This is a genomic window from Halothiobacillus sp., from assembly GCF_028710545.1.
Lineage (GTDB): Bacteria > Pseudomonadota > Gammaproteobacteria > Halothiobacillales > Halothiobacillaceae > Halothiobacillus.
The window spans coordinates 1-24,666 of sequence record NZ_JAQTTX010000014.1; the positions used below are offsets into that span (position 1 = coordinate 1).

Annotated in this window: 19 protein-coding genes; 14 read left to right on the forward strand and 5 right to left on the reverse strand. The window is 59.3% G+C overall.

All coding sequences use genetic code 11. From position 1 onward, the window contains the following. Positions 1-52: 52 nt before the first annotated feature. The gene (locus PHD44_RS04120) at positions 53-1,231 is read left to right on the forward strand and encodes an MFS transporter (RefSeq protein WP_300188335.1); all 1,179 of its coding nucleotides are present in this window, start codon (positions 53-55) and stop codon (positions 1,229-1,231) included. 55 nt (positions 1,232-1,286) lie between these two features. On the opposite strand, the gene PHD44_RS04125 is transcribed toward PHD44_RS04120, so the two are convergent. Beyond that, entirely contained in the window at positions 1,287-2,669 is a 1,383-nt protein-coding gene (locus PHD44_RS04125) for an aspartate aminotransferase family protein (protein ID WP_300188337.1), read from the reverse strand. Positions 2,670-2,890: 221 nt separating this feature from the next. Here PHD44_RS04125 and speB point away from each other — a divergent pair, with 221 nt between their 5' ends. Together speB and PHD44_RS04135 are read left to right on the forward strand one after the other, a co-directional pair. Beyond that, complete coding sequence (speB, locus tag PHD44_RS04130) at positions 2,891-3,841, forward strand: agmatinase (protein ID WP_300188339.1); 951 nt, start codon at positions 2,891-2,893, stop codon at positions 3,839-3,841. Positions 3,842-3,853: 12 nt separating this feature from the next. Beyond that, complete coding sequence (locus PHD44_RS04135) at positions 3,854-5,161, forward strand: FAD-binding oxidoreductase (protein ID WP_300188341.1); 1,308 nt, start codon at positions 3,854-3,856, stop codon at positions 5,159-5,161. 15 nt (positions 5,162-5,176) lie between these two features. Here the strand turns inward: PHD44_RS04135 and PHD44_RS04140 are convergent, their stop codons facing one another. After that, positions 5,177-6,673, reverse strand: coding sequence for a PLP-dependent aminotransferase family protein (locus PHD44_RS04140; protein WP_300188343.1), 1,497 nt, complete (start codon positions 6,671-6,673; stop codon positions 5,177-5,179). Positions 6,674-6,921: 248 nt separating this feature from the next. On the opposite strand from PHD44_RS04140, the gene PHD44_RS04145 reads away from it, so the two are divergent. The 11 genes from PHD44_RS04145 to glnT all read left to right on the forward strand — a co-directional run bounded on the left by PHD44_RS04145 (position 6,922) and on the right by glnT (position 20,858). Then, complete coding sequence (locus PHD44_RS04145; protein WP_300188345.1) at positions 6,922-7,689, forward strand: gamma-glutamyl-gamma-aminobutyrate hydrolase family protein; 768 nt, start codon at positions 6,922-6,924, stop codon at positions 7,687-7,689. Positions 7,690-7,714: 25 nt separating this feature from the next. Beyond that, positions 7,715-9,085, forward strand: a complete 1,371-nt coding sequence (locus PHD44_RS04150; protein WP_300188346.1) for a glutamine synthetase family protein — start codon at positions 7,715-7,717, stop codon at positions 9,083-9,085. Between the two features lie 10 nt (positions 9,086-9,095). Continuing rightward, positions 9,096-10,541 (forward strand): aspartate aminotransferase family protein, encoded by a 1,446-nt coding sequence (locus PHD44_RS04155; protein ID WP_300188347.1) that lies wholly within the window; start codon positions 9,096-9,098, stop codon positions 10,539-10,541. 143 nt (positions 10,542-10,684) lie between these two features. Then, the gene (locus PHD44_RS04160; RefSeq protein ID WP_300188349.1) at positions 10,685-11,803 is read left to right on the forward strand and encodes a polyamine ABC transporter substrate-binding protein; all 1,119 of its coding nucleotides are present in this window, start codon (positions 10,685-10,687) and stop codon (positions 11,801-11,803) included. A gap of 131 nt (positions 11,804-11,934) precedes the next feature. Further along, positions 11,935-13,047, forward strand: coding sequence for a polyamine ABC transporter ATP-binding protein (locus PHD44_RS04165; protein ID WP_300188350.1), 1,113 nt, complete (start codon positions 11,935-11,937; stop codon positions 13,045-13,047). Positions 13,048-13,060: 13 nt separating this feature from the next. Next, on the forward strand, positions 13,061-13,975 hold the full coding sequence (locus tag PHD44_RS04170; RefSeq protein ID WP_300188352.1) for an ABC transporter permease subunit: 915 nt from the start codon (positions 13,061-13,063) through the stop codon (positions 13,973-13,975). Then, positions 13,972-14,820, forward strand: a complete 849-nt coding sequence (locus PHD44_RS04175; protein ID WP_300188354.1) for an ABC transporter permease — start codon at positions 13,972-13,974, stop codon at positions 14,818-14,820. Before PHD44_RS04170 ends, PHD44_RS04175 begins: the two co-directional genes overlap by 4 nt. A 293-nt stretch (positions 14,821-15,113) precedes the next feature. Beyond that, a complete protein-coding gene (locus tag PHD44_RS04180) occupies positions 15,114-16,574 on the forward strand; it encodes an NAD-dependent succinate-semialdehyde dehydrogenase (protein WP_367182003.1) in 1,461 nt (486 codons plus the stop codon). 89 nt (positions 16,575-16,663) lie between these two features. Then, on the forward strand, positions 16,664-18,151 hold the full coding sequence (locus tag PHD44_RS04185) for an aldehyde dehydrogenase (RefSeq protein ID WP_300188356.1): 1,488 nt from the start codon (positions 16,664-16,666) through the stop codon (positions 18,149-18,151). Positions 18,152-18,174: 23 nt separating this feature from the next. Next, positions 18,175-19,497, forward strand: a complete 1,323-nt coding sequence (gene gabT / locus PHD44_RS04190) for a 4-aminobutyrate--2-oxoglutarate transaminase (RefSeq protein WP_300188358.1) — start codon at positions 18,175-18,177, stop codon at positions 19,495-19,497. Positions 19,498-19,499: 2 nt separating this feature from the next. Next, positions 19,500-20,858 carry a type III glutamate--ammonia ligase gene (glnT, locus tag PHD44_RS04195; RefSeq protein ID WP_300188360.1) on the forward strand — a complete coding sequence of 453 codons (1,359 nt, stop codon included), beginning with the start codon at positions 19,500-19,502 and terminating at the stop codon, positions 20,856-20,858. 65 nt (positions 20,859-20,923) lie between these two features. On the opposite strand, the gene PHD44_RS04200 is transcribed toward glnT, so the two are convergent. The 3 genes from PHD44_RS04200 to PHD44_RS04210 all read right to left on the reverse strand — a co-directional run bounded on the left by PHD44_RS04200 (position 20,924) and on the right by PHD44_RS04210 (position 24,606). Then, on the reverse strand, positions 20,924-21,445 hold the full coding sequence (locus PHD44_RS04200; protein WP_300188362.1) for an FUSC family protein: 522 nt from the start codon (positions 21,443-21,445) through the stop codon (positions 20,924-20,926). 171 nt (positions 21,446-21,616) lie between these two features. Then, positions 21,617-23,131: a CoA-acylating methylmalonate-semialdehyde dehydrogenase gene (locus PHD44_RS04205; RefSeq protein ID WP_300188364.1), complete on the reverse strand. Its 1,515-nt coding sequence runs from the start codon at positions 23,129-23,131 to the stop codon at positions 21,617-21,619. Continuing rightward, complete coding sequence (locus PHD44_RS04210; protein WP_300188366.1) at positions 23,128-24,606, reverse strand: aspartate aminotransferase family protein; 1,479 nt, start codon at positions 24,604-24,606, stop codon at positions 23,128-23,130. The genes PHD44_RS04205 and PHD44_RS04210 overlap by 4 nt, the downstream gene beginning before the upstream one ends. Positions 24,607-24,666 lie beyond the last annotated feature (60 nt).

Below are 24,666 nucleotides of genomic sequence, written 5' to 3' on the forward strand. Positions count from 1 at the left end.
CCTGTGCCCGAAGAAATGCGGCCTTGTGCGGATCGACCCGAGGTAGCTTCTTATGACCCAGCAGCACCCCATCGACTGGGGAACGGTGGCCACGCTCAATGTAGTCTCGATATTCTCGCAACTGGGGCAGTTCGGTATCGGGTTCGTGGTGCTGCCGGTTTGGCTGGCGCAGCACGGGCTCAATGCCACCGAGCTTGGGATTCTTGTCTCGGCGCAATGGCTGGGCATGTTGTTGGGGCTTGCCATCGCACCCCGGCTGAATGTCCTCTTCGGCCATGCGAAGGTCATTGCCATGGGTTTGCTGGTGGCGATGGTCGCGTTTGCGCTGATGTTGAGCTTGGGGCAATCCGCCTGGCTGCCCGCGGTGGTGCTGATCGGATTGGGCACGGGGCTGCGCTGGATTGGTCTGGAACCCTGGCTGTACGGGATTGCCCCCACGCAGGGTCGGGGGCGTTTGGTCGGTTTTCACGAGACCATGATCGGGATCGCGCCCATCGTGGCCCCGCTTATGACCAATTGGGTTGGTATTGAAGGGACAGGGCCGTTGGTGCTGGGCTTGGTGTTCACTGGCATGGCCTTTATCCCACTTGCATTTGCAGGCGTGGCGCCGAAGGCCAAGCTGGCGCAGGTCAAGCGCGCCCCGGGTCAGGGCCCGTCGCCGCGCAATTTCATTCTGGCCTTGGGTTTGGCAACCGCGGCCATTGGTGGTATCACAGAAGCGGCATTCTCGGGCCTGTTCCCCATTTTCGGCGCGGGGCGTGATCTGGGCGCAGACCAGATGGTCAGCCTGTTGACCTATTTCGGGTTGGGCGGGTTGCTGCTGCAATATCTCATGGGCTGGCTTGCCGACCATCGAGGCCTGGTATTCGCGGTGTTGGTGAATGCAGGCATGACCATCCTGATGGCGATTGTGACCAGTTTTCCGCTGGGATTCACCGGTCTTGCCGTCACGTTCTTTGTGATGGGCGGCACGATCACGGGTTATCTGACGTTAGCGATAGTGGCTTCGACCAAAGCCGGTCACGGGGAGTTGTCGGTCAATGTCCGGCTCATTTCCATGGCCTATACCGCCAGCGCCATTTTCGGGCCGCTGCTTGCGGGTTTCGCCATGAAATCCTCCACCAGCGAGGCACTGATCTGGCTGGTGGGCGCTCTGGGCGTGACCTTGTGTGGCTACGTGCTGATTCAGTCGCGACGGCGTGTCTTGCCGGATCGGTTACCCGACGCCTGAGTGCCGTTGAGCGTCATTCGTCGCGGGATGTGATGACGTTTGCTGATCGCATCGGTTAGTTTGCCGTCAACGTCGTCAGGCAGTCGTCGAGCACCGTGAGCAGTGTGTCGATATCCGCCGGACGTGTTTCGGGACAGACCAGCATCATGTTGTGGAACGGGGTCAGCAGCACGCCGCGATTGAGCAGGTAGAGGTGGATGGCATGTTCCAGTTCGTCCTGCTGTGCTGCGCGCGCTTCTCGGGCATTGACCGGAGCGGTCGGGCAGAACTGCAATTCAAGTCGTGCGCCGATCCGGGTGATGCACCACGGCAGGGCATGACGTTCCAGCAAGGCAGTCAATCCTTGTTCGAGGGTCGCGGCCAGCGTCAGCATGTGTTCGTAGGCCGCGGGTGTGGCGACCTCGGTGAGTGTGGCATGCAGGGCCGCGAGGGTCAACATGTTGCCGGACAAGGTCGTGCCGATACCGGAGTGACCGGGTGGCGCCGCGTCCTTGGCCGCTTGCATGCGTTTGGCCAATGCCGCGCCAAAGCCGTAGGCCGCCGCGGGCAATCCGCCGGCAATCGGTTTGCCGAAGACGATGAAATCCGGCTCGACACCGGCATTGCGCGCCCAGCCGCCGCGTCCACTGGAAATGGTGTGGGTCTCGTCCAGAATCAGCAGTGTGCCATACCGCGCGGTCAGTTCGCGTAGGCTGGCGATGAACCCGGGCTGGGCCGGAACCATGCCGCAGTTGGTGAGCGCGGGTTCGGTGAGCAGGCAGGCGATTTCCCCGGTGGCGAGTTCGCGTTCTACAGCCGCCAGATCGTTGAAATCCACCGCCACGGTATTAAGGCCGAGATCGACCGTTTGCCCGAGTAAGCTGGCCCTGCTGACGGTTTGGTTGACCGTCTTCCCATCCTCGATCACACAATCAACCAGGGTGTCGTCCACCGTGCCGTGATAGCACCCATCGAATACCAGCAGTTTGGTTCGCCCGGTGACCGCCCGCGCCCAACGCAGCACAAAGCGGTTGGCGTCGGTCGCGGTGGTCGCCAGTTGCCAGTAGGGCAGGCCGAACTGATCGGCCAGCGCCGCACCGACATCCGGTGTGTTTACACCGGGCAGCATGGTGGTGAAGCCGCGCCGCGCCTGTGCTTGCAGCGCGCGGGCCACTGGTTCTGGGCTATGACCGAACATCGCCCCGGTATCGCCGAGGCAAAAATCCGTGTAATCGATACCGTCAGCACAGGTGAAGTGCGCACCCTGTGCTTCACGCACGAACAGGGGCGTGGGGGTGCCCCAGTCGTTCATCCAGTGCATGGGCACGCCGTACAGGAAATGTTTGTGCGCTTCCTCGGCCAGTCGCACCGACGTGGGATGCCGTTGCAGGAATTGCTGGCGCTCGCTTTTCAGCAGGCGTTCGGCATGGGCAATCAGGGCGTCGTTGGTCGAATGCATGTCGGGCCTTTATCGGGGGCAAATGGCCCCATCTATTTGTGCAAAATGGCCCTGTCGATTGGACCAATGTCTGGGTTAGTATCCTACCGAAATCAACGCGCTTGATAATAAATTTTTGATAAAAACCCTGTTCGACGCCGTTCGGACAGGGTGGGAAAAAAGTGTGCCGCATAAGCGGTAGCGCGTGCGCTATTTGTGATTGATCTGAATGGAGTGACGCCATGAATCATACGTTTGCCTATTTGTCTGCCGGCGGGTTCCTCGGGTTGCCGATTACGCCGGATGCGCCGCCCTCCTCCGAGTCGGGCAAACCCTTTGCCATGGCCGGTGTAACCTGGGATTGCAGCGTGACCAATCACCCCGGTTCGCGACTCGGGCCCGGCGCGATTCGTCAGGCCAGCCGGATGCTGTGTGATGCGACCCACCCGCTGTTCGATACCTCGCCGCTGGATGAACTGGTCGATCTGGGCGATTTGCTGCTTCCCAACACGAGTCTGGAAACCATGCGCGCTGCGTTGATGCCGCAGGTAAACGCACTGCTGGATCGGCATGAAATGGTCTGGCTCGGCGGTGACCATTCGATCACCTTGCCGTTGTTGCGTGCCTATCGTGCGCATTTCGGCCAGCCGTTGGCCTGCATCCATTTCGATGCGCACTGCGATACCTGGACGGACCATTTCGGCGAGCCTTCAGGGCATGGCACCTGGGTGTATGAGGCCTTCAAAGAAGGGCTGGTCATACCGGAAGCCTTTGTTCAGGTTGGCATTCGTTCATCTGGCGTGCGCGAGGCGCGCGAATTCGTCAACGATCAGGGCGGTCGCATTTATACCGCCCGCGAATTACGTGGCCGCGATGGTGCCGGTTTGCAGGATGTCATCGATGAGGTGCGGGCACGTCTGGCGCAGAACGGAAATCCGCCGGTCTATCTGTCCTTCGATATCGATGTCTTCGATCCGGCCTTCGCGCCGGGTACGGGCACGCCGGAGCCGGGCGGCCTGACCACCGCGCAGGCCATGACCCTGCTGGAGGGCTGGCACGATCTTAATTGGGTGGGCATGGATCTTGTCGAAGTCGCCCCGCCGTACGATCACGCCGAGCTGACCAGCAATGCCGCATCGACCATGATCTGGACCTGGCTCTGCGGTCGTCTGGCCGCGCGCGCCTCAACTTGAACGGAATCCACTATGCTCGCCTGCGAACAAAAACTGATTCAGAACGCCTATTACACCGCCAGTGCCAACGCTCATCCGGGCTACCCGCCACTGGATGGCGATGCCGCAGCGGATGTGTGCATTGTCGGTGGGGGGCTCGCCGGGTTGTCTGCGGCCATCGAGCTGGCGGATCGCGGCTATTCGGTCATCGTGCTGGAAGCCCAAACCGTCGGTTGGGGCGCAAGTGGCCGCAACGGCGGGCAGATCATCTCGGGCCTCGCCTGCGATCAATCGGTAATCGAAAAGGCATTGGGGCTTGAAGCCGCTCAACAGGCATGGGATATCACCATCGAGGCGCTCGATTTGGTGCGCGAACGAGTCAAGCGGTTCGATATTGACTGCGATCTTGTCGATGGTTTTCTCGGTGTGGCCGTCGGCAAGCGCAAAGGCGCCGCCCTGCGAGACTGGTTTGAGACCATGGCGCAGCGTTACCACTACGATTCTGACGCCGAATTAATCGAACCGGATGCCCTGAATCAGTGGATCGATAGTCCGCGCTTTCATAGCGGCTATTACGATCGTCGTTCGGGGCATCTGCATCCGCTCAACTACACGCTGGGCCTGGCGCGCGCGGCGCACAGTCTGGGTGTGCGGATCTGCGAACACACACCGGTGCGCACGATGACCAGGGGCGAGCCTGCCGTGCTGAATACGGACAAGGGCAGCGTCACGGCGCGTTATGTCGTACTGGCGGGTAACATGTACCTACCCGAAGTATCACCGAAATTGGCGCCTTCGCTCGCAAGTCGAATCATGCCCGTGGGTACCTATATCGTCGGCACCGAACCCTTGGACCCGGAATTGGTTTCACGCCTGATTCCCACCAAGTCAGCGGTTTGCGATACCAATGTCGTGCTCGATTACTTCCGGTTCTCCGCGGACAACCGGATGTTGTTTGGCGGCCGGGTCAGCTACAGCACCATGACGCCGCCCAACCTCAAGCAAGACATGCACAAGCGGATGCAGCAGGTTTTCCCCCAGCTGGCAGATGCCAAGGTGGAATACGCCTGGGGCGGGTTTGTGGACATCACCATGAACCGAGCGCCGGACTTCGGCCGAATAGCGCCGAACGTGTTCTATCTGCAAGGTTTCTCCGGTCATGGCGTGGCGCTCACCGGCATGGCGGGCAAGCTCGTCGCCGAAGCCATCAGCGGTCAGGCGGAGCGACTCGATCTGATGGCGCGCATTCCGCACCACGATTTTTTCGGCGGCAAGCTGTTGCGAACACCAGCGCTCGTTCTAGGCATGGCGTGGTATCGACTGCGCGACGCGCTGGGTTAAACGCGCCGCACTACATTAATTGCTCAATGCCGCCTGAATCACATCGGCAAGGATGCGGCCATAGGTCGTGATGCGATCCGTGGCGGCATAGGCATAGCCGATAATCAGCCCTTTCTCGCGCTTGTCTCCCACGCTGTAATGGGATAACGGATAAACGCGCAGGCCTTGTTCTGCGGCCAATTCGGCAACGCGCACATCGTCACAGGTCGGGGGGAGTTCCACCACCAGATGCAGTCCGGAGCCAGCGGGCGGCAGGCGAGCGCCGACGTTGGTCACAGGAGCCAATGCTTTTTGCAGCAGGTAGCGCCGTTCCTTGTACAGTTGCCGTAGTCGGCGGATATGCGTTGAGAAATGGCCTTCTTCGATAAAGTCGGCCAACGCCGCCTGAATCACGACCTGACCGGGGCGTTGCAGTTCATACAGCCCGCGCTTGAAGCGTTCCGCCAAATCGGGCGGCACCACGATGTAACCCAGTTTGATGCCGGGATACATCACCTTGGAAAAGGTACCCATATAGAGCACGCAGCCGCTTTGATCCATGCCTTGCAGTGAGGAGAGCGGCCGTCCCTCGAAGCGAAATTCGCTGTCGTAATCATCTTCGAGAATCCAGGCTCCTCGGCTGGCAGCGTAATCCAGAAGCAGGCGACGACGTCCATAACTCATGGCAACGCCCTTGGGGTATTGGTGGGATGGCGTGGTATAGATCAGACGCGGTGGATTTCGAAAATCGGTGTTACTTGGTGCCATTCCTTCATCATCCACGGCAACAGGGTGAAGTGTCAGGCCGTTGACCTCCAGAACGCGTCGCGCGCCCCAGTAGCAGGGATTCTCAACCCATACGCGGTCCCCGTAATCGGTGAGCATGCGGGCGCACAGGTCGATGGATTGCTGTGTGCCCGAGGTGATCAGCACCTGTTCCACCGTCAAGTTGACGGTGCGGGACATGCGCAGATAGTTGGCAATGGCGTGCCGGAGCGGCAAATGGCCACCGGCATGGCCATAGTCCAGAAAGGCGGGCTGCGGATCGCGCCATTGGCGGTTGAGCAGGCGGCGCCAGATCTGGGTCGGGAAGGCGGAGAAATCATCCTCCCCGGGCGTAAAAGGCTGCACTTCATAACTGGGTTGATCCGACGGCCCTGCCGCGATAGTGCCCCGTTTGGAGAGACTGGTTGTATTCCTTGCCGTTTCGGTTTGCGGTGTCGCGCCGGATTCCTGTGTTGTGACAAAGCTCTCCGGTAACGTGGCGGCAACGCGGGTACCACTACCGATCTGCGACACGACATAACCTTCTTCATGTAGTTGTTCGAATGCGGCCAGCAGCGTGTTTCGGGACAGGCCGAGTTCTTCCGCCAGGCTGCGTGTGGACGGCAATCGGGCGCCGGGCGTGAGATGCTGCGTGGCAATGGCGCGCCTTATGGCTTCGTAGACACGGCGATGTGTCGGCATCCGGGGCGGGAATCGCCCTTGTTTGAGCTCGGTGAGCAACCATTCCGAAATGGTTAAAGATTCCACGGCCCGTCTCCTCGTTTAAAGTGGTTCCATGCAGAACAAGCAAATGGCTCTTGTTGGTTTGCCTTTCTGGGTTAAGAATAAACCCATTATAGATGTTTATGTGAAAATTATTTGAAAAATAAACACATATATTATTGATTTATATGTTTATTTTTAGAATATGATCTTTTGGTTTGCTTTGGTGCACACAAGGTACCATTAGACGCTTAGAATGACCGGTCAGTACCAATTAAGAGAGTGTCGGATAAATGATTTACCGCAGTAAACCGGTTGTTCTGATGGCCGCGGATATGAGACAAATCGACGGTCAAACATTTCATGCCGTCGGTCATAAGTATGTTGCGGCGGTTGCCGGGGCGGCGCAAGCGGTGCCGCTGGCGATCCCTGCGCTGGGTTCGGACAGTGAACTTGAAGCCTTGATTGCATTGGCCGATGGCATCCTGTTGCCGGGCGCGGTATCCAATGTGCACCCATCCCATTTTGATGAAGACGTGCTGGACCCATCCCTGCCGCTTGATCCGGCGCGTGACAGCACGACCCTACGGTTAATCAAAGCGGCCGTGGCGGCGGGCGTTCCCCTGTTGGGGATTTGTCGCGGGTTCCAGGAAATCAACGTGGCGTTTGGCGGCAGCCTGTACCAGGCCGTTCATGACACCGAAGGATTTGCCGATCATCGGGAAGTCGATAGCACGCTGCCGGAAGCGCAGTATGGCCCCCGGCACCTGGTTTCGACCGTGCCCGGCGGTCTGCTGGCCGGGATTACGGGATGCGGCGAGTTCATGGTCAATTCGCTGCACGGCCAGGGCATCGCGCGGCTTGGCTCGGGATTGGTCGCCGAGGCTTATGCACCCGACGGGCTGATCGAGGCGATCCGTATTTCCGATGCGAAAGCATTCGCGCTGGCGGTGCAGTGGCACCCGGAATGGGATGTACTGAACAACCCGCCTTACTTGTCGATATTTCGCGCTTTTGGCACAGCCTGTCGTGAACGCGCTGCGTCACGCGGTGCCGAGTGATAAAACGGATAAAACGGAGAACGATATGATTGAGCGTAAAGACTTTTCTCACAAGGATATGGACCAGTGGCTGGCCGCTCACAATGTCACGGAAATCGAGTGTCTTGTTCCCGATCTCACTGGCGTGGCGCGCGGCAAGATCCTACCGCGGGAAAAATTCACCGCTGAGCGTGCCATGCGTCTCCCCGAAGCGGTTCTGGGTGTGACGGTGACCGGTGAATCACCTGAAAACCGGCCGGCTTACGACAATGTGTTCGGCTTTACCGACAAGGACATGGTGCTGGTTCCCGACCCCGGTACGGTTCGTTTGGTGCCCTGGGCGGTTGATCCCACGGCCCAGGTGATCATGGATTGCCTGTTCCACGATGGCACCCCGGTGGACTTTGCGCCACGCAATGTGTTGCGCAAGGTAACCGAGCTGTACAAAAGCATGGGCTGGTCGCCGATTGTGGCCCCCGAGCTGGAGTTTTACCTGCTGGCGCGAAATACCGATCCCAACCAACCGCTGGTGCCGCCGATCGGCCGCAGTGGCCGCGCTGAAACCAGCCGTCAGTTGTACAGCATCGATGCGGTGAATGAATTCGATCCGCTGTTCGAGGAAATCTACGAGTACTGCGACATCATGGGGCTGGAACTCGATACGCTGATTCACGAGTTCGGTGCCGGGCAGATGGAAATCAATTTCCTGCACGACGACCCCATGGTTCTTGCCGACAAGGTGTTCTTCTTCAAGCGCACGCTGCGCGAAGCGGCACTGCGTCACAACATGTATGCCACCTTCATGGCCAAGCCGATGGCCAACGAGCCCGGCTCGGCAATGCATATCCATCAGAGCGTGCTCGATACCGGAACCGGCCAGAATATTTTCAGCAATCCGGATGGTAGCGAATCCCCGTTGTTCCTGAATTACATCGCGGGCCTGCAAAAATACCTGCCCTCAGCCATGGCGTTGCTTGCCCCTTACGTGAATTCGTACCGCCGCATCGTGCGCGGTGGCGCCGCCCCCATCAACATCGAATGGGGTTACGACAACCGTACCGTCGGTATCCGGGTGCCCCATTCCGGGCCGGAAGCGCGCCGCGTCGAGAACCGGGTCGTGGGTGCCGATGCCAACCCTTATCTGGCTATGGCGGTCACGCTTGCCTGTGGTTATCTCGGCATTGTCGAGAAATTACAGCCAAGCGACGTGACAACCGGCAGTGCCTATGACTCGAACTATCAATTGCCCCGAGAGCTTTCGGAGGCTCTGCGCCAATTGGATGCATCCAAACCGCTGCGTGAAGTGCTAGGCGACAGCTTTATCGATGTTTATGTGGCGGTTAAAGAAACCGAATACGAAGAATTCATGCGTGTCATCAGCCCGTGGGAACGCGAGCATCTGTTGATGCACGTTTGATTTGAACAAAATGAAACAGAATCAAAACGAGGAGAACACCATGTTGGCTACGACCCGTGCAAAGACCGATGAAATCCAAGCACTGGATTCGGCACATTACATGCATCCCTTTACGAACCATAAAACGTTGGCGAGTAAAGGGGCGAGGGTAATCACCCGTGGCGAAGGTGTTTATATCTGGGATTCAGAAGGCAACGAAATTTTCGATGGCATGTCCGGATTGTGGTGTGTCAACGTGGGCTACGGCCGCAAGGAACTGGTTGATGCCGCAGCGCAGCAGATGCAGGTGCTGCCGTACTACAACAGCTTTTTCCAGACGACCAACGAGCCAGCGGCCAAATTGGCAAGGCGAATTGTCAGCCTGGCCGGGGAGCGATTCTCCCATGTATTTTTCAGCTCTTCCGGATCGGAATCGAATGACACAAATGTGCGCATGGTGCGCCATTATTGGGCAACGCTTGGTCACCCGGAGCGCAATGTCATCATCAGCCGGAACAACGCCTATCACGGCTCGACGGTGTGTGGCGCCTCGCTCGGCGGCATGGCGGGCATGCATGCTCAGGGTGGCTTGCCTGTTCCGGGCATCGTGCACATTGAACAGCCTTATCATTTCGGGCTTGCGCCGAATCAGGACAAGGATGCCTTCGGTATCGAAGCAGCTGGTTGGCTGGAGCAGAAGATTCTGGAAGTGGGCCCGGAAAAAGTCGCCGCTTTCATCGGCGAGCCGGTGCAGGGAGCCGGTGGCGTGATCATCCCACCAAAAACCTACTGGCCCGAGATTCAGCGAATCTGCGACAAGTACGGGATTCTGCTGATCTGTGACGAAGTCATCTGCGGCTTCGGTCGGTTGGGTGCGTGGTTCAGCTCGGAAATGATGGGTGCGAAACCGGATCTGATTACCTTTGCCAAGGGTGTGACTTCAGGGTATATCCCGCTCGGCGGCGTCGTGGTCGGCAAGCGCGTGGCCGAGGTGCTGATCGAGCAAGGCGGAGAGTTCAATCACGGCTATACCTACTCCGGGCACCCTGTCGCCTGTGCCGTGGCGATGGCCAATCTGGATATTATCGAACGCGAGGGCCTGGTGGCGCGGGTTCACGATGAAACCGGTCCTTATCTCGCCGAGCGGTTTGCCGAATTGTCCGACCACCCGTTGGTCGCCGCGCCTGAGACGTTCGGCATGGTTGGCGGATTCGAATTGATGAAGGACAAGGCCAAACACCAGTCCTTCGATGCATCGCTGGAAGTTGGCATGATCTGTCGCGATCACTGCTTTGCCAACGGGCTGATCATGCGTGCGGTGGGCGATCGGATGATCATCGCGCCGCCATTGGTGTGTACCAAGTCGGACATTGACGAACTGATTAAGCGGGTGCGCATCTGTCTGGATGCCACCCTCAAGGACATACAGTCGCGAGGCTGGATGGATGCAGCGCACTCGGCCAAAGTGACTGCATGAGCGGCAACGCTTGTAAACGGTTTGCAGAAGGTGTGCCGGCAACGGTCGCCGAATGTGACCCTTTGTTGGATGTGCTTGTGTTGGATTTATTTGTTTTGGACGTATTTTTTCGAACTTGCCAATGACCCTAAGGAGAACTTCGCATGAAATCAGTGTTCAAGAAACAATTGCTCGGCGGCATGATCGCCGTCGCATTTACCGCCGGGCTGGTTCCAGTCGCAGGCGCGGCAGAGGAGAAGGTCCTCAATATCTACAACTGGTCGGATTACATTGCCCCGGACACCATCAAGAACTTTGAAAAGGAAACCGGCATCAAGGTCAATTACGACAACTACGACAGCAATGAAACACTCCACGCGAAGCTTGTTGCCGGTCATACCGGTTATGACATCGTTGTGCCCTCAGCCAACTGGGCCGAGCTGCAAATAAAAGGCGGGCTGTTCCAGAAAATCGACAAGAGCAAAGTACCGAATCTGGTCCACCTCAACCCGGCCATTCAGAAACAGCTGGCGGTGGTCGACCCGGGCAACCAGTACCTCGTCAACTGGCTGTGGGGCTACACCACGGTGGGTATCAATGTCGACAAGGTCAAGGCAGCACTGGGTGACACGCCGATGCCCAAAAGCGCATGGGATCTGATCTTCGATCCGAAGTATGCGAGCAAACTCAAGTCCTGCGGTATTTCCGTGCTGGATTCGGCCTATGAAGTGCTACCGGCTGCCCTGCATTCAATGAACTTGCCGCCATTTAGCAACAACAAGGCCGATTACGAGGCAGCGTTCAAAAAAATCGAGAAGATTCGCCCGTATATCAAGCTGTTCTCATCTTCCAGCTACATTGACGATCTGGCGAATGGCTCATTGTGTGTTTCCCTCGGCTGGTCCGGCGACATGAGCCAGTCCGCGCAGCGTGCGATCGACAGCAAGAACGGTCAGAAAATCGAGGTCCTGATTCCAGAAAACGGTGGCCTAGCGTTCTTCGACAGCATGGCGATTCCAAAAGACGCGCCGCACCCGGAAAATGCATACAAGTGGATGAATTACATCCTGCAACCGAAGGTGGATGCCTCTCTGACCAACGAGGTTCTGTACGCGAACCCCAACAAGGACTCCCTGCCGTTTGTTACTCCTGATGTCGCCAACAATAAGTCCGTGTTCCTCTCCGATGCGGATTTGGCGAAACTGGTCACACCCAAGGCCGTCAATAGCGACACCCGTCGTCTGATGACTCGTCTGTACACCAAGTTCAAGACAGGTTCTTAATGTTCCTACACTCTGTCCGTTCAGCACGGGCGGAGTGCTTTTCTACCCAAGTGGATAGTTTGGCGGCTCGTTCGGCAGCCAGTTAGACTTGCCGGTTGGTTAGAAAAGTTGAATCTCATGAGGAGATAGGTATGGCATCGGTAACGGCCACTACAGATCGAGAAGTGTTATTGAAGATCGATGGCGTCAGCAAGATATTCGACGGTGTCGTCAAGGCCGTGGACAATGTTTCCCTGTCTGTGAAAAAAGGCGAAATCTTTGCCCTGGTGGGTAGCTCGGGCTGCGGCAAGTCGACCTTGCTGCGGATGCTGGCCGGGTTTGAAACCCCGACGAGTGGGCGTATCTATCTCTCCGGTCAGGACATCACTGATCTGACGCCCTATGAGCGTCCGGTCAACATGATGTTCCAGTCCTATGCGCTGTTCCCGCACCTGAACGTTTGGGACAACGTGGCGTTCGGCCTGCGGCGCGATGGCCTGAAAGGCGCCGAACTCGCCGAGCGCGTGGACGCCATGCTCAGCCTTGTGCAGTTGTCCAAATACGGCAAGCGCAAGCCGCATCAACTCTCTGGCGGTCAGCAACAGCGGGTGGCGTTGGCACGAAGTCTGGCCAAGCGGCCCACGCTCTTGCTGCTCGACGAACCGCTGGGCGCGCTCGACAAGAAACTGCGCGAAACCACCCAGCTCGAATTGGTCAACATCATCGAACAGGTCGGCGTGACCTGCGTCCTGGTCACGCATGATCAGGAAGAAGCCATGACCATGGCCTCGCATATTGCCGTTATGGACGAGGGGTACTTCCTGCAAGTGGGTACGCCCGATGAAATCTACGAGACGCCCAACAGCCGGTTTGTCGCCGGTTTCGTGGGCAACGTGAATATTTTCGAAGGCAAGGTCGATGAAGACGAGCCCGATCACATCACCGTGATCTGCCCCGAATGCACGCATTATGTGGGGCATGGCATTACCGGTACATCCGGGATGCGTGTGGCGGTCGCGCTGCGGCCGGAAAAAATCCAGCTTTCGTCGGTGCAACCGAACAAGAACCATAACTGGTGCGCGGGCGAGGTGGTCGAAATCGCCTATCTCGGGCCGCATACGACCTATCACCTCAAACTCAAGACGGGCATGGTGCTCAAGGTTCAGCAGCCCAATCTGACCCGCAAAATGGCGGACGACCTGACCTGGGGGGATCATGTGTTCGCGCATTGGACCCGTGATGCCATGGTTGTGCTGACAGAATAAGGAGGGCCCGATCATGAGAAAGCAATCCATCATGCCTCGTCTGCGACGGCTGTTCACCGTTCGCAATCTGGTGATCGGCATCCCGATGATCTGGCTGTTTGCCCTGGCCGCAGCCCCCTTGTTGCTGGTGCTGAATATCAGCCTGGCGCATATGGAAGTGACTTCGGTGTCCAGCCTGTGGCACTGGGCCGATAATGAGCTGACCCTGAAATTCAATTTCGGCAACTACCTGTATCTGGGTGAGGATTCGCTCTATTTCGACACCTATGTCTCCTCGCTGAAATTCGCGGCGCTGACGACGCTGTACTGTCTGATCGTGGGCTACCCGTTCGCGTACTTCATCTCGCGGGCGCCAGAGCATCTGCGCACGATGCTGCTCATGCTGGTCATGCTGCCCTTCTGGACCTCGTTCCTACTGCGCATCTATGCGTGGAAAGCCCTGCTGGCCGATAACGGCGTTGTGAACAACGGGTTGATGGGTCTGGGTGTGATTGCCTCCCCGATCCACATGATGCACACCTCGTTTTCGCTCACCATCGGCATGGTGTACGCCTATCTGCCGTTCATGGTGCTGCCGCTGTACGCAACGCTCGTGAAACTGGATGGCCGCATGCTCGAAGCGGCGGCCGATCTCGGGGCCAGTCCGTTCAAGACCTTCTGGCTGGTCACGGTGCCGCTGACCAAGCGCGGCATCATTGCGGGCTCGCTACTCGTGTTCATCCCGGCGTTCGGCGAGTACGTGATCCCCGAACTGCTCGGTGGCCCAAGAACACTCATGATTGCCCGCGTCCTGTGGGATGAGTTCTTCAGCAACAACGATTGGCCCATGGCCTCTGCCGTCACCATCGTGATGATCCTGCTCATTCTTGTGCCCATGGCCCTGTTCAATCGTTACAACGATGAAACCAGACTGGGAGAGAAGTCATGAGAAACATGTTTGGCCGATCGCTGTTTGGTCGCAGCTGGCTGATCGCCGTATTCATCTTTCTGTATATCCCGATCGTCACGCTGGTGGTGTACTCGTTCAACGATTCACGGCTGAGCACGGTCTGGACCGGCTTCACCTTCAAATGGTATGTGGATGCATCGCACGACCGTGAGTTGATCGACGGCTTGATCATCTCGCTCAAGCTGGCATTCATGAGCGCCACCCTGTCGGTGATCTTCGGCACGTTCACGGCCTTTGTGCTGGTGCGGTACGGGCGCTTCAAGGGGCGTGGGCTTTTAACCTCTATGGCCAACGCGCCGCTGGTCATGCCGGATGTCATCGTGGGTATTTCGCTGCTGCTCATGCTGGTGGCCCTGCAGAAGTGGTTGGGCTTTCCCGAGCGCGGCATTGGCACGATTCTGTTGGGGCATGCCCTGATCGGTACCTCGTTTGCGACCGTGGTGATCATTTCAAGGCTGCGCGAAATCGATCTTCGGCTCGAAGAAGCCGCAATGGATCTGGGCTGCAAGCCCTTTCAGGTGTTCTGGCTGGTCACCCTGCCCTTGATCGCATCCGCACTGGTTTCGGCCTTCCTGCTCACGTTCACCCTGTCGTTCGATGACGTGGTGATCGCAGCCTTCCTGTCCGGGCCGGGATCGACCACGCTGCCGCTTGTGATCTTCTCGCGGGCACGCTTGGGGCTCGATCCCTCCATCAATGCCGTCGCCACCGTCATCATCGTGGTCGTCAGCATCGGGGTCATTGCCTCCAGCCTGTACCAACTTCGGGCGGAACGTCGACGACAGCGCGAAGTTGCCGATGCGTATGCCCAAGGAAAGAGTTAAGGGAAAGGGTCAAGGGAAAGGGTCAAGGGAAAGGGTCAAGGGAAAGGGTCAAGCGAAAAGGTTAATCGGGCCGAGATTGAATGTTGACTGGATAGGCTGATAGGGCTCGCGCCAAGCGAATCAAATCCCCCCTGCCCCCCTTTTTCAAAGGGGGGGAAGTCAGCCCTTTTGAACGAATGCGCATCCCCCTTTGTAAAAGGGGGAACGAGGGGGATTTAAAGCTGCCACGATCTGATGTCTACTCAAATCAAACCCAACAGTACACTAGGCTTTCCACCAAATCTGGAGAATTTATGTCTATCCAACTCAAATATCCGGCACTCCTCAAACAAGGCGTTGCCTGGTTGGCGGGTACATGGGTCGGTGCTGATTCCGGCGCGACCCTGACGGTGACAAACCCGGCCACGGCGCAACCGATTGCCACAGTGCCCCTGATGGGGCGGATCGAAACGGAGCGTGCGATTGCCGCCGCAGCCACTGCACAAAAAGAATGGCGTGCCTTGACGGCCAAGGATCGCGCCGCACGTTTGAAGGCCTGGTTCGTGCTGATCATGCAACATCAGGAAGATTTGGCGCGGATTCTGACCGCAGAGCAGGGCAAGCCCTTGGCCGAAGCGCGCGGTGAAATCGCGTACGGCGCCAGCTTTATCGAATGGTTCGCCGAAGAAGCCAAGCGGGTGTACGGCGAAGTGATTCCGGCACCGCAGGGCGATCGTCGATTGCTGGTGTTGAAGCAACCGATCGGGGTGACGGCGGCCATCACGCCCTGGAACTTCCCGACCGCGATGATCACCCGCAAGGTCGGCCCGGCGCTGGCGGCCGGTTGCGCCATGATCGTCAAGCCCGCCGAGCAGACCCCGTTGTCCGCTCTGGCACTGGCCGTGCTGGCCGAAGAGGCCGGCATTCCCGGCGGCGTGTTCCAGGTCATTACCGGCGATCCGCGGGAAATCGGTGGCGCCATCTGCGACAGCCCGGTGGTGACCAAGCTGTCCTTCACCGGCTCGACCGAAGTGGGCCGCATCCTGATGCGTCAGAGCGCGGACACCATCAAGAAGCTGTCGCTGGAACTGGGCGGCAACGCGCCGTTCATCGTATTCGACGATGCGGATCTGGATGCGGCCGTGGACGGCGCCATCGCCAGCAAATACCGCAATGCGGGCCAGACCTGCGTCTGCGCCAACCGGCTGTTCGTGCAGGATGGCGTGTTCGATGTATTCGCTCAGAAACTGGCTGCTCGCGTGGCCGAGTTGCAAGTCGGTGATGGCTTCACGGATGGCATCATGCAAGGCCCGTTGATCGACGAAGCGGCGCTGGCCAAGGTGGAAAATCACGTTGGCGATGCGATTGCCAAGGGTGCCCGTCTGGTCTCGGGCGGCAAGCGCCATGCGTTGGGCGGTACATTTTACGAGCCGACCGTGCTGGCGGATGTGAGCCCGGATGCGCTGATGTTCCGCGAAGAAACCTTCGGCCCGGTCGCGCCGTTATTCCGCTTCAAGACCGACGAGGAAGTGGTTGAGCTCGCCAACCGGACCGAATTCGGCCTAGCTTCGTACTTCTACAGCCGGGATATCGGGCGCATCTGGCGCGTGGCGGAAGCGCTCGAATACGGCATGGTCGGCGTCAACACCGGCATCATCTCGAATGAAGTGGCACCCTTTGGCGGGGTCAAACAGTCGGGTCTGGGGCGTGAAGGTTCCCACCACGGCATCGACGAGTATCTGGAAATCAAATACGTCGCCATGGCCGGGCTATAAGCACGCTTGGTGAGAAACAGGGCCGCGCCACAGTTCGGCCAGCACAGCAAAAAAGCACAGCAAAAAACACGGTAAACAGGGGTGATGAAATGAACACGATTGATTGGCATGCCCGGGCGGCGGCGCTCACGATGGACGGTCGCGCCTGGATCAACGGTCAGCGCGTCGATGCCGCCGATGGCAGCACCTTCGAGTGTCTGTCGCCGGTGGACGGCCGCAAACTGGCAGACGTGGCGCGCTGCAAGGTGGCAGATGTCGATCGGGCGGTTGCGGCAGCGCGTGAAGCCTTCGAAGATCGGCGCTGGGCCGGTCTGTCGCCGCGAGCGCGCAAAACGATCCTGATCCGTTTCGCCGATCTGGTTATGGCTAACCGTGAAGAACTGGCATTGCTGGAAACGCTGGATATGGGCAAACCCATCTCGGCCAGCATGAACACCGATGTGCCCGCTACGGCGAATACCCTGCGCTGGTACGGTGAAGCCATCGACAAGGTCTACGACGAGATCGCGCCGACCAACGACCGCACCCTGGCCCTGATTACCCGCGAACCCATGGGCGTGGTTGCGGCCATTGTGCCGTGGAATTATCCCATGCTGATGGCTTCCTGGAAGATTGCACCGGCGCTGGCTGCAGGCAACAGCGTGATCCTCAAGCCCTCGGAAAAATCGCCGTTGACCGCCTTACGCCTGGGTGAACTGGCACTGGAAGCGGGCATCCCGGCTGGCGTGCTCAACGTGCTGCCGGGCTTTGGCCCCGAGGCCGGTTCACCGCTGGCTCTGCATAGGGATATCGACTGCATCGCCTTTACCGGCTCGACCGCGGTGGGCAAGAAAATCCAGGTCATGGCGGGCGAGAGCAATCTCAAGCGCGCCTGGTGCGAATTGGGGGGCAAGTCACCCAATATCGTGTTTGCCGATTGCCCCGATCTGGATCGTGCCGTGGCCGCCGCGGCCGGTTCGATCTTCTACAACCAGGGCGAAAGCTGCAACGCCCCGTCGCGCCTGCTGGTCGAGCGTTCCATCCGCGATGAATTCGTCGAGAAACTCAAGCAGTACTCGCCCAAGCACATGCCGGGCGACCCGCTCGATCCCAACACGACAATGGGTGCGCTGGTCGACCAGATGCAGATGGATAACGTGCTCAAATACATCGAAGCGGGCAAAAGCCAAGGCGCGACCTTGTGCTGCGGTGGCGAGCGCGTCCGCACGGAAACCGGCGGCTTCTATGTGTCGCCGACCATTTTCGACGGCGTGACCAATGAAATGATCATTGCCAGCGAGGAAATCTTCGGCCCCGTGCTGTCGATCATCACCTTCGATTCGCAGGAAGAAGCAATCCGAATCGCCAATGACACCAGCTACGGCCTGGCCGCAGCCGTCTGGACGCGGGATATTTCACGGGCGCATCTTGTGGCCCGTGCCCTGCGCGCCGGGACCGTGCACGTCAACTGCTACGACGAAGACGACATCACCGTGCCGTTCGGTGGCTTCAAGCAATCCGGCAACGGTCGCGACAAGTCGCTGCACGCACTCGAAAAATACACCGAACTCAAAACCACGTGGATCAGCCTCGCCTGATACGGCGAGCAAGGAACAGCGACATGACCGCCCATGCAATGACAAACAACGCCACAACAACCGCGCCATCCGATCAATCCAGGAATGCCGATCTGCAAGCACGCCGGCTGGCCGCCACCCCGCGTGGCGTCGGCGTGATGGCCGGTTTCTACATCGACCGCGCGCAGAACGCCGAAGTGTGGGACGTGGAAGGCAATCGTTATATCGATTTCGCCGGCGGTATCGCCGTGCTCAATACCGGCCATCGTCATCCGGCGCTGGTTGCGGCCATCGAGGAGCAACTCAAGCGCTTCACGCACACCTGCTATCAGGTGTTGCCCTATGAAAGCTACGTGAGTCTGGCCGAACGCATCAACGCGCTGGTGCCCGGCGATTTCGCCAAAAAGACGGCCTTCTTCTCCAGCGGCGCGGAAGCGGTGGAAAACGCCGTCAAGATCGCCCGTTCCAGCACCGTCCGACCGGGCATTATCGCGTTCTCGGGTGGCTTTCATGGCCGCACGATGATGGGCTGCGCCCTGACCGGCAAGGTGGTGCCCTACAAGGTCGGTTTCGGGCCGTTTCCTGCCGAGGTCTACCACCTGCCGTTCCCTATGGAAGTGCATGGCGTCACTGTCGAGGACTCGCTGCACGCGCTGCAAACCCTGTTCAAGGCCGCTATCGAACCGAGCCGAGTGGCAGCCATCATCATCGAGCCGGTTCAGGGCGAGGGCGGTTTTTATATTGCGCCACCAGCGCTGTTGCGGGGTTTGCGCGAGGTCTGCGACGAGCACGGCATCCTGCTGATTTTCGACGAAGTGCAGACCGGCTTCGGCCGTACCGGCAAGTTGTTCGCCACCGAGCATTACGACGTCCTGCCGGACATCGTGACCCTGGCCAAGAGCATGGCGGGCGGCATGACCCTGTCTGCGGTGTGCGGCAAGGCCGAGGTGATGGATGCACCGGCACCGGGCGGTCTTGGTGGCACCTACGCCGGTAATCCGCTGGCGATTGCCGCTGCGCACGCCGTGATCGACGTTATGGAACAGGAAAAACTGGTCGAACGTTCCAATCTGTTGGGTGAAAAACTGATGGCGCGTCTGAAGGCCGCGCAAACCATCGTGCCTGCTTTGAAGGAAGTCCGCGGACTGGGTTCGATGGTTGCGGCCGAGTTTTTCGACCCGGCTACCGGCGCGCCTTCGGCCGATGCCGTCAAACGCGTCCAGCAGGCGGCGTTGGAAGAAGGCCTGATCCTGCTCACCTGCGGCGTTTATGCCAATGTGATCCGCTTCCTCTACCCGCTGACCACCGAAGATGCGGTATTCGATGAGGCACTGGATATTCTCGACCGGGCACTGGCCAAGGCCTGATCATGAGTACCTCAGAATGGGACAAGGCGGACATTGCCGCGGCCAAACAGCACATGGCGGCGGCCGGCGTGCATACGGTCATCGCGCAGTTTGTGGACATCCACGGCGCGGTGAAGGCTACCTACATCCCGCTCGCCCATCTCGACGACATCGTCTCTCCGGGGGCGGGATTCGGCTCGCCTTCCATTAACGGGACAGGACTACCGCGACACGGTCCTCGGGCAGAGTTTTATGGTCAGGGCGATCTGGCCACGTTGCAGGCAATGCCCTGGATGCCGGGCTATGCCCGCATCGCCTGCGACGGGGTGGTGCTCGACGAACCGTACAGTCGTTGTTCTCGCCATCTGCTCAAACGGCAGATGGCGCGTTTGGCTGAACGGGGCTGGACGCTCAATGTCGGCATCGAACCCGAGTTCTGCCTGTTCCATCAGGATGCGGCGGGCCGACCGATTCCGGCCGATGCGGCGGATGCGCTGGACAAGCCGTCCTACGATTTCAAGGCGATGGCGCGTGTCAGCGATGTGCTGCGCCGACTGGAGCAAGGGCTGGACGCCTGCGGTTTCGATGTGTTCCAGATCGATCACGAGGATGCCAGCGGGCAGTACGAACTCAACTACCATTACAGCGACGCGCTGACGGCAGCCGACCGTTTCGTTCTGTTCAAGATGGCGGCACATCACATCGCCGAGGATGCGGGCTTAATCTTTACGATGATGCCCAAGCCCTTTGCCGACCGTCCCGGCAACGGGCTGCATATGCACTTGTCACTGCAGGACAACGAGGGTCGGGCGGTCATAGCCGACGCGTCGGATTCGCATGGTCTTTCCGACATCGGCCGCCAGTGCGTGGCGGGTTTGCTGGCGCACTGCCCGGCGTTGACCGCCTTCCACGCCCCCACCGTGAACTCGTACAAACGATTGGTGGTGGGGCGTTCGCTGTCCGGCACGAGTTGGGCACCGGCACACATTGCCTGGGGCGACAACAATCGCACCACCGTGGTGCGAACGACTGGCGGGCGGCTTGAATTCCGCCTGACCGATGGCAGTTGCAACCTCTATCTGGCGCTGGCTTCGGCCATTGCCGCCATGCTTGATGGGGTGGCGCGAAACATGATGCCGCCTGCGCCGGTTGATGAAGACATGTACGAATGGCCCCAGTCCCGTTTTGCCGAGCGCGGGGTGGCGACCCTGCCGCAAACCCTCGGACAGGCGCTGGATGCGCTGGCCGCGGACACGACGCTGGGTTCGGCCGTCGGCGATGACCTCGTGGCCGGGTTTATTGAAACCATGCGCAGTGAGTGGATCGAGTACTGCCGCTCAGTCAGCGACTGGGAATACCGGCGTTATCTGACCTGGCCCTAATGGATAAGAAAGAGTCTGTGCTCTCGATTTATCTATCCGTCCACTATCTGTTAGTCCAACATCTTCTAGTCTTGGGCACTCGGTAGCGGCGCACTGGGCAGATCCTTCGGCCCCGGCCACAATAGCGCCGCAAACACGGCAATCGTTGCGCCGATGAAGGATTCACTGAATCGCAATGCCGCATTGCCGATCGGATTCAGGGAAGGGTCGATGCTGGTGATGACCATGATCACGACCACCGTGATTGCCGCCAGACGGGCGTGATCGGGAATCCGAGCGACATGGCACAGGAGCACCGTCACGAAGATGGATGCGGCCATGCCGAACGGGCTGAACGGCAGGAAGGAAAGATAAATGGCGCTGATGATCGCGCCGATAAGTGAGCCGAATATCCGCAGCGACGCCGACGACCAGGTATCGCGCCGCGTTGCCTGCAATACCACGATGCCCGAAACCGCAGACCAGAGTGCGCCCATGCTTGCCGAGGGCGCATGAAATAGTTCGGTAAAATAAAAACCAGCCAGATAGGACGCGACAGACACCAGGGTGGTTTGAGCCGCAATCCGGCCTGAGGCTAAAGCAGTCATGAGCAGATACCTCAGTGCTGAGCGGAAAAGGGTTGGTCTGATCCCGCACGATGTGGGCAACGGCTCAGCACGTCCCATCATATCGCCGCGGGCTCGTTTCAATAAGCGGGAATGCCAAAAAAGCGCCGCCCACCCGAGATAGTGCTCGGGATGGACGGCATGCATTCCCGCTTACTTCATCGTCGGTAGGACAAATTCAGCGGCAAGCTGAGTTCCTGAGGGCCAGCGCGTCGTTGTGGTCTTGATGCGGGTGTAGAAACGCACGCCTTCAGGGCCATAGATGTGGTGATCGCCGAACAGCGAGCGTTTCCAGCCGCCGAAGCTGTGGAAGGCAATCGGCACTGGGATCGGCACGTTCACCCCTACCATGCCCGCCTGCACGCGGCGGGAAAACGCACGCGCCACACCGCCGTCGCGGGTGAAGATGGCCGTGCCGTTGCCGTACTCGTGGTCGTTGACCAGTTTCAGTGCGGTTTCGAAATCGCTGACGTGCATGACGGACAGCACGGGGCCGAAAATTTCTTCCTTGTAGATGGTCATGTCTGACGTGACATGATCGAACAGGCAAGGGCCGATGAAGAACCCGTTGTCAAAGCCAGGGAGTTTGAAGCCACGGCCATCCACCACGAGTTTGGCTCCTTCCGCCACACCGGAGTCCACATAGGATTTGACCTTCGCATAATGCTGCGGCGTAACGAGCGGGCCCATGTCGGCGTTTTCATCCAGCCCCTGACCGACGCGAATGCTGCGCGCCTTCTCGGCGAGTTTGTCCACCAGCGCTTCGCCGACACCACCCACGGCAACCGCCACGGTGATGGCCATGCAGCGTTCGCCCGCCGAACCGAAGCCCGCACCGATCAGCGCGTCGGCAACCTGATCGAGATCCGCATCGGGCATGACCACGAGGTGGTTCTTCGCACCGCCCAAGGCCTGCACCCGTTTCCCGTTCGCCGTGCCGGTGGTGTAGATATATTCCGCGATGGGCGTTGAGCCGACAAAGCTGATTGCCTGCACGCGTTTGTCGGTCAGCAAGGTATCCACGGCCAGTTTGTCGCCCTGAACCACGTTGAACACACCGCCCGGCAGCCCCGCCTGGGTGAGCAGGTCGGCCAGCATCAGGCTGGCGCCGGGGTCGCGCTCCGACGGCTTGAGGACGAAGGTGTTGCCGGTCGCCAGCGCCATCGGGATCATCCACAGTGGCACCATGACCGGAAAGTTGAACGGCGTGATGCCCGCCACGACGCCGAGTGGCTGGCGCAGGCTGTGGGTATCGATGCCGGTACCCACCTGATCGCTGAACTCGCCTTTGAGCAGGTGGGGCATGCCGCAGGCGAACTCGACCACTTCAAGACCTCGGGTAATTTCACCGTGCGCATCGCTGAGGGTCTTGCCGTGTTCCAGCGTGATCGCGCGCGCCAATGCCCCGCTGTTTTTCTCAAGCAATTCCCGGAACGTGAACATGATCCGTGCACGCTTGAGTGGCGAGGTTGCAGACCACGCCGGGAAGGCTTCGGCCGCCGCCGAGATGGCGTGCTGAACTTCCGATTCCGTGGCGAAACGAACCTGTGCCTGAACCGCGCCGGTAGCGGGGTTGAACACATCGCCTTTTTGCTCGCCGTTGCCCGCGATGTGTTGACCATCAATGTAGTGGCCGATCATCGGCAGGGTGTGTTCCGGCGAGGTCATGCGGTGTGCTCCAAAATGAGGTGTTGTTGTTGAATTTCTTGTTGATGCGCGGCCCATTGCTGCTCGTTCTTGAGGTAGCGGGTCGGGTCCAGTCCGGCTTCACCCTCGGCGGCCAGCGTGGTGAGCGCTTCGCCGATGGTGCTGAAAATACGGGTGATTTCGTCTTTCTCGATGGTGAGGGGTGGCGAAATGGCGAGGATGTCGCCGGTATAGCGCACCAGCACGCCCATCTCGTAGCACTTGAGATAGGCTGCGAACGCAGCCGCGCCGGGTTTGCCCGGAATTGGTTCCAGTTCAATGCCCGCCACAAGCCCGATGTTGCGGATGTCCTTGACGAACGGCAGGCCTTTTAGGCTATGTGCTGCTTCTTCGAAGTGTGCGCTCAGGCCCGCGGCCCGGTCTTCGAGTTTTTCGCTGGCGAAGATATCCAGTGTGGCAAGCGCCGCGGCGCAGGCGACCGGGTGTGCGCTGTAGGTGTAGCCATGTGGCAGCTCGATGCCACCGGCCGGGCTGTTGGCCATGAAGGCATCGTAAATGTCGCGTTTGACGGCGACGGCACCCATCGGCACCGCGCCGTTGGTCAATGCTTTGGCGCAGGTGAGGATGTCCGGCACCACGCCGAAATAATCCGCGGCGAACTTGGTGCCGAGGCGGCCGAAACCGGTGATGACCTCGTCAAAAATCAGCAGGATGCCGTGCTTGTCGCAAATCTCGCGCAGGCGCTTGAGGTAGCCAACCGGCGGAAGTAGCACACCCGCTGAGCCTTGCATCGGTTCCACGATCAGCGCGGCGATGGTGGCCGGATCGTGCAGGGTTGTGATGCGTTGTTCGAATTCATCGGCCAGTGCGATGCCACCATCTTGCGGCAGGCCGCGCGTAAAGGCATTGCGGCCGATATCCAGCGTATGACGGATGTGATCGATCCCGGCCAAGCTGTTGCCGAACGCCTTACGGTTGCCCGCGATACCGCCCACGGCGATGCCGCCGAAATTGACGCCGTGGTAACCGCGCTCGCGACCGATCAGCTTGTTGCGCAAGGGGTTGCCGGTCACGCGGTGGTACGCCAGTGCGATTTTCAGCGCCGTGTCGGCAGACTCCGAACCGGAGCCGGTGAAGAAAATACGATCCAGACCGGGCGGCATATATTGGGCCAGACGCTCGGCGGCCTCAAAAGCCAACGGGTGGCTGTTCTGGAATGCGGGTGCGTAGTCCAGCGTGCGTAATTGGTTTGCCACGCTGCTGGCGATTTCCTCGCGGCCATGCCCGGCGGCGACGCACCACAGCCCGGCCGTGCCGTCGAGCAGTCTGCGGTCGTCAATGGTGGTGTAGTAGTTGCCTTTTGCTGCATTGAACAGGCGCGGCATGCTTTTGAACTGCCGGTTTGCGGTGAACGGCAGCCAGTAATGATCGAGGTTGGGCAGGTCGGACACGGTTGATTCCTCGGTTGAAGATGAGGCGAGTGTCGGGGTGTTCATTATCTGCCGTCAAGACTGTATTTTTATCTATTTAACTGGCTGATTTTATTGCTCTGTTAT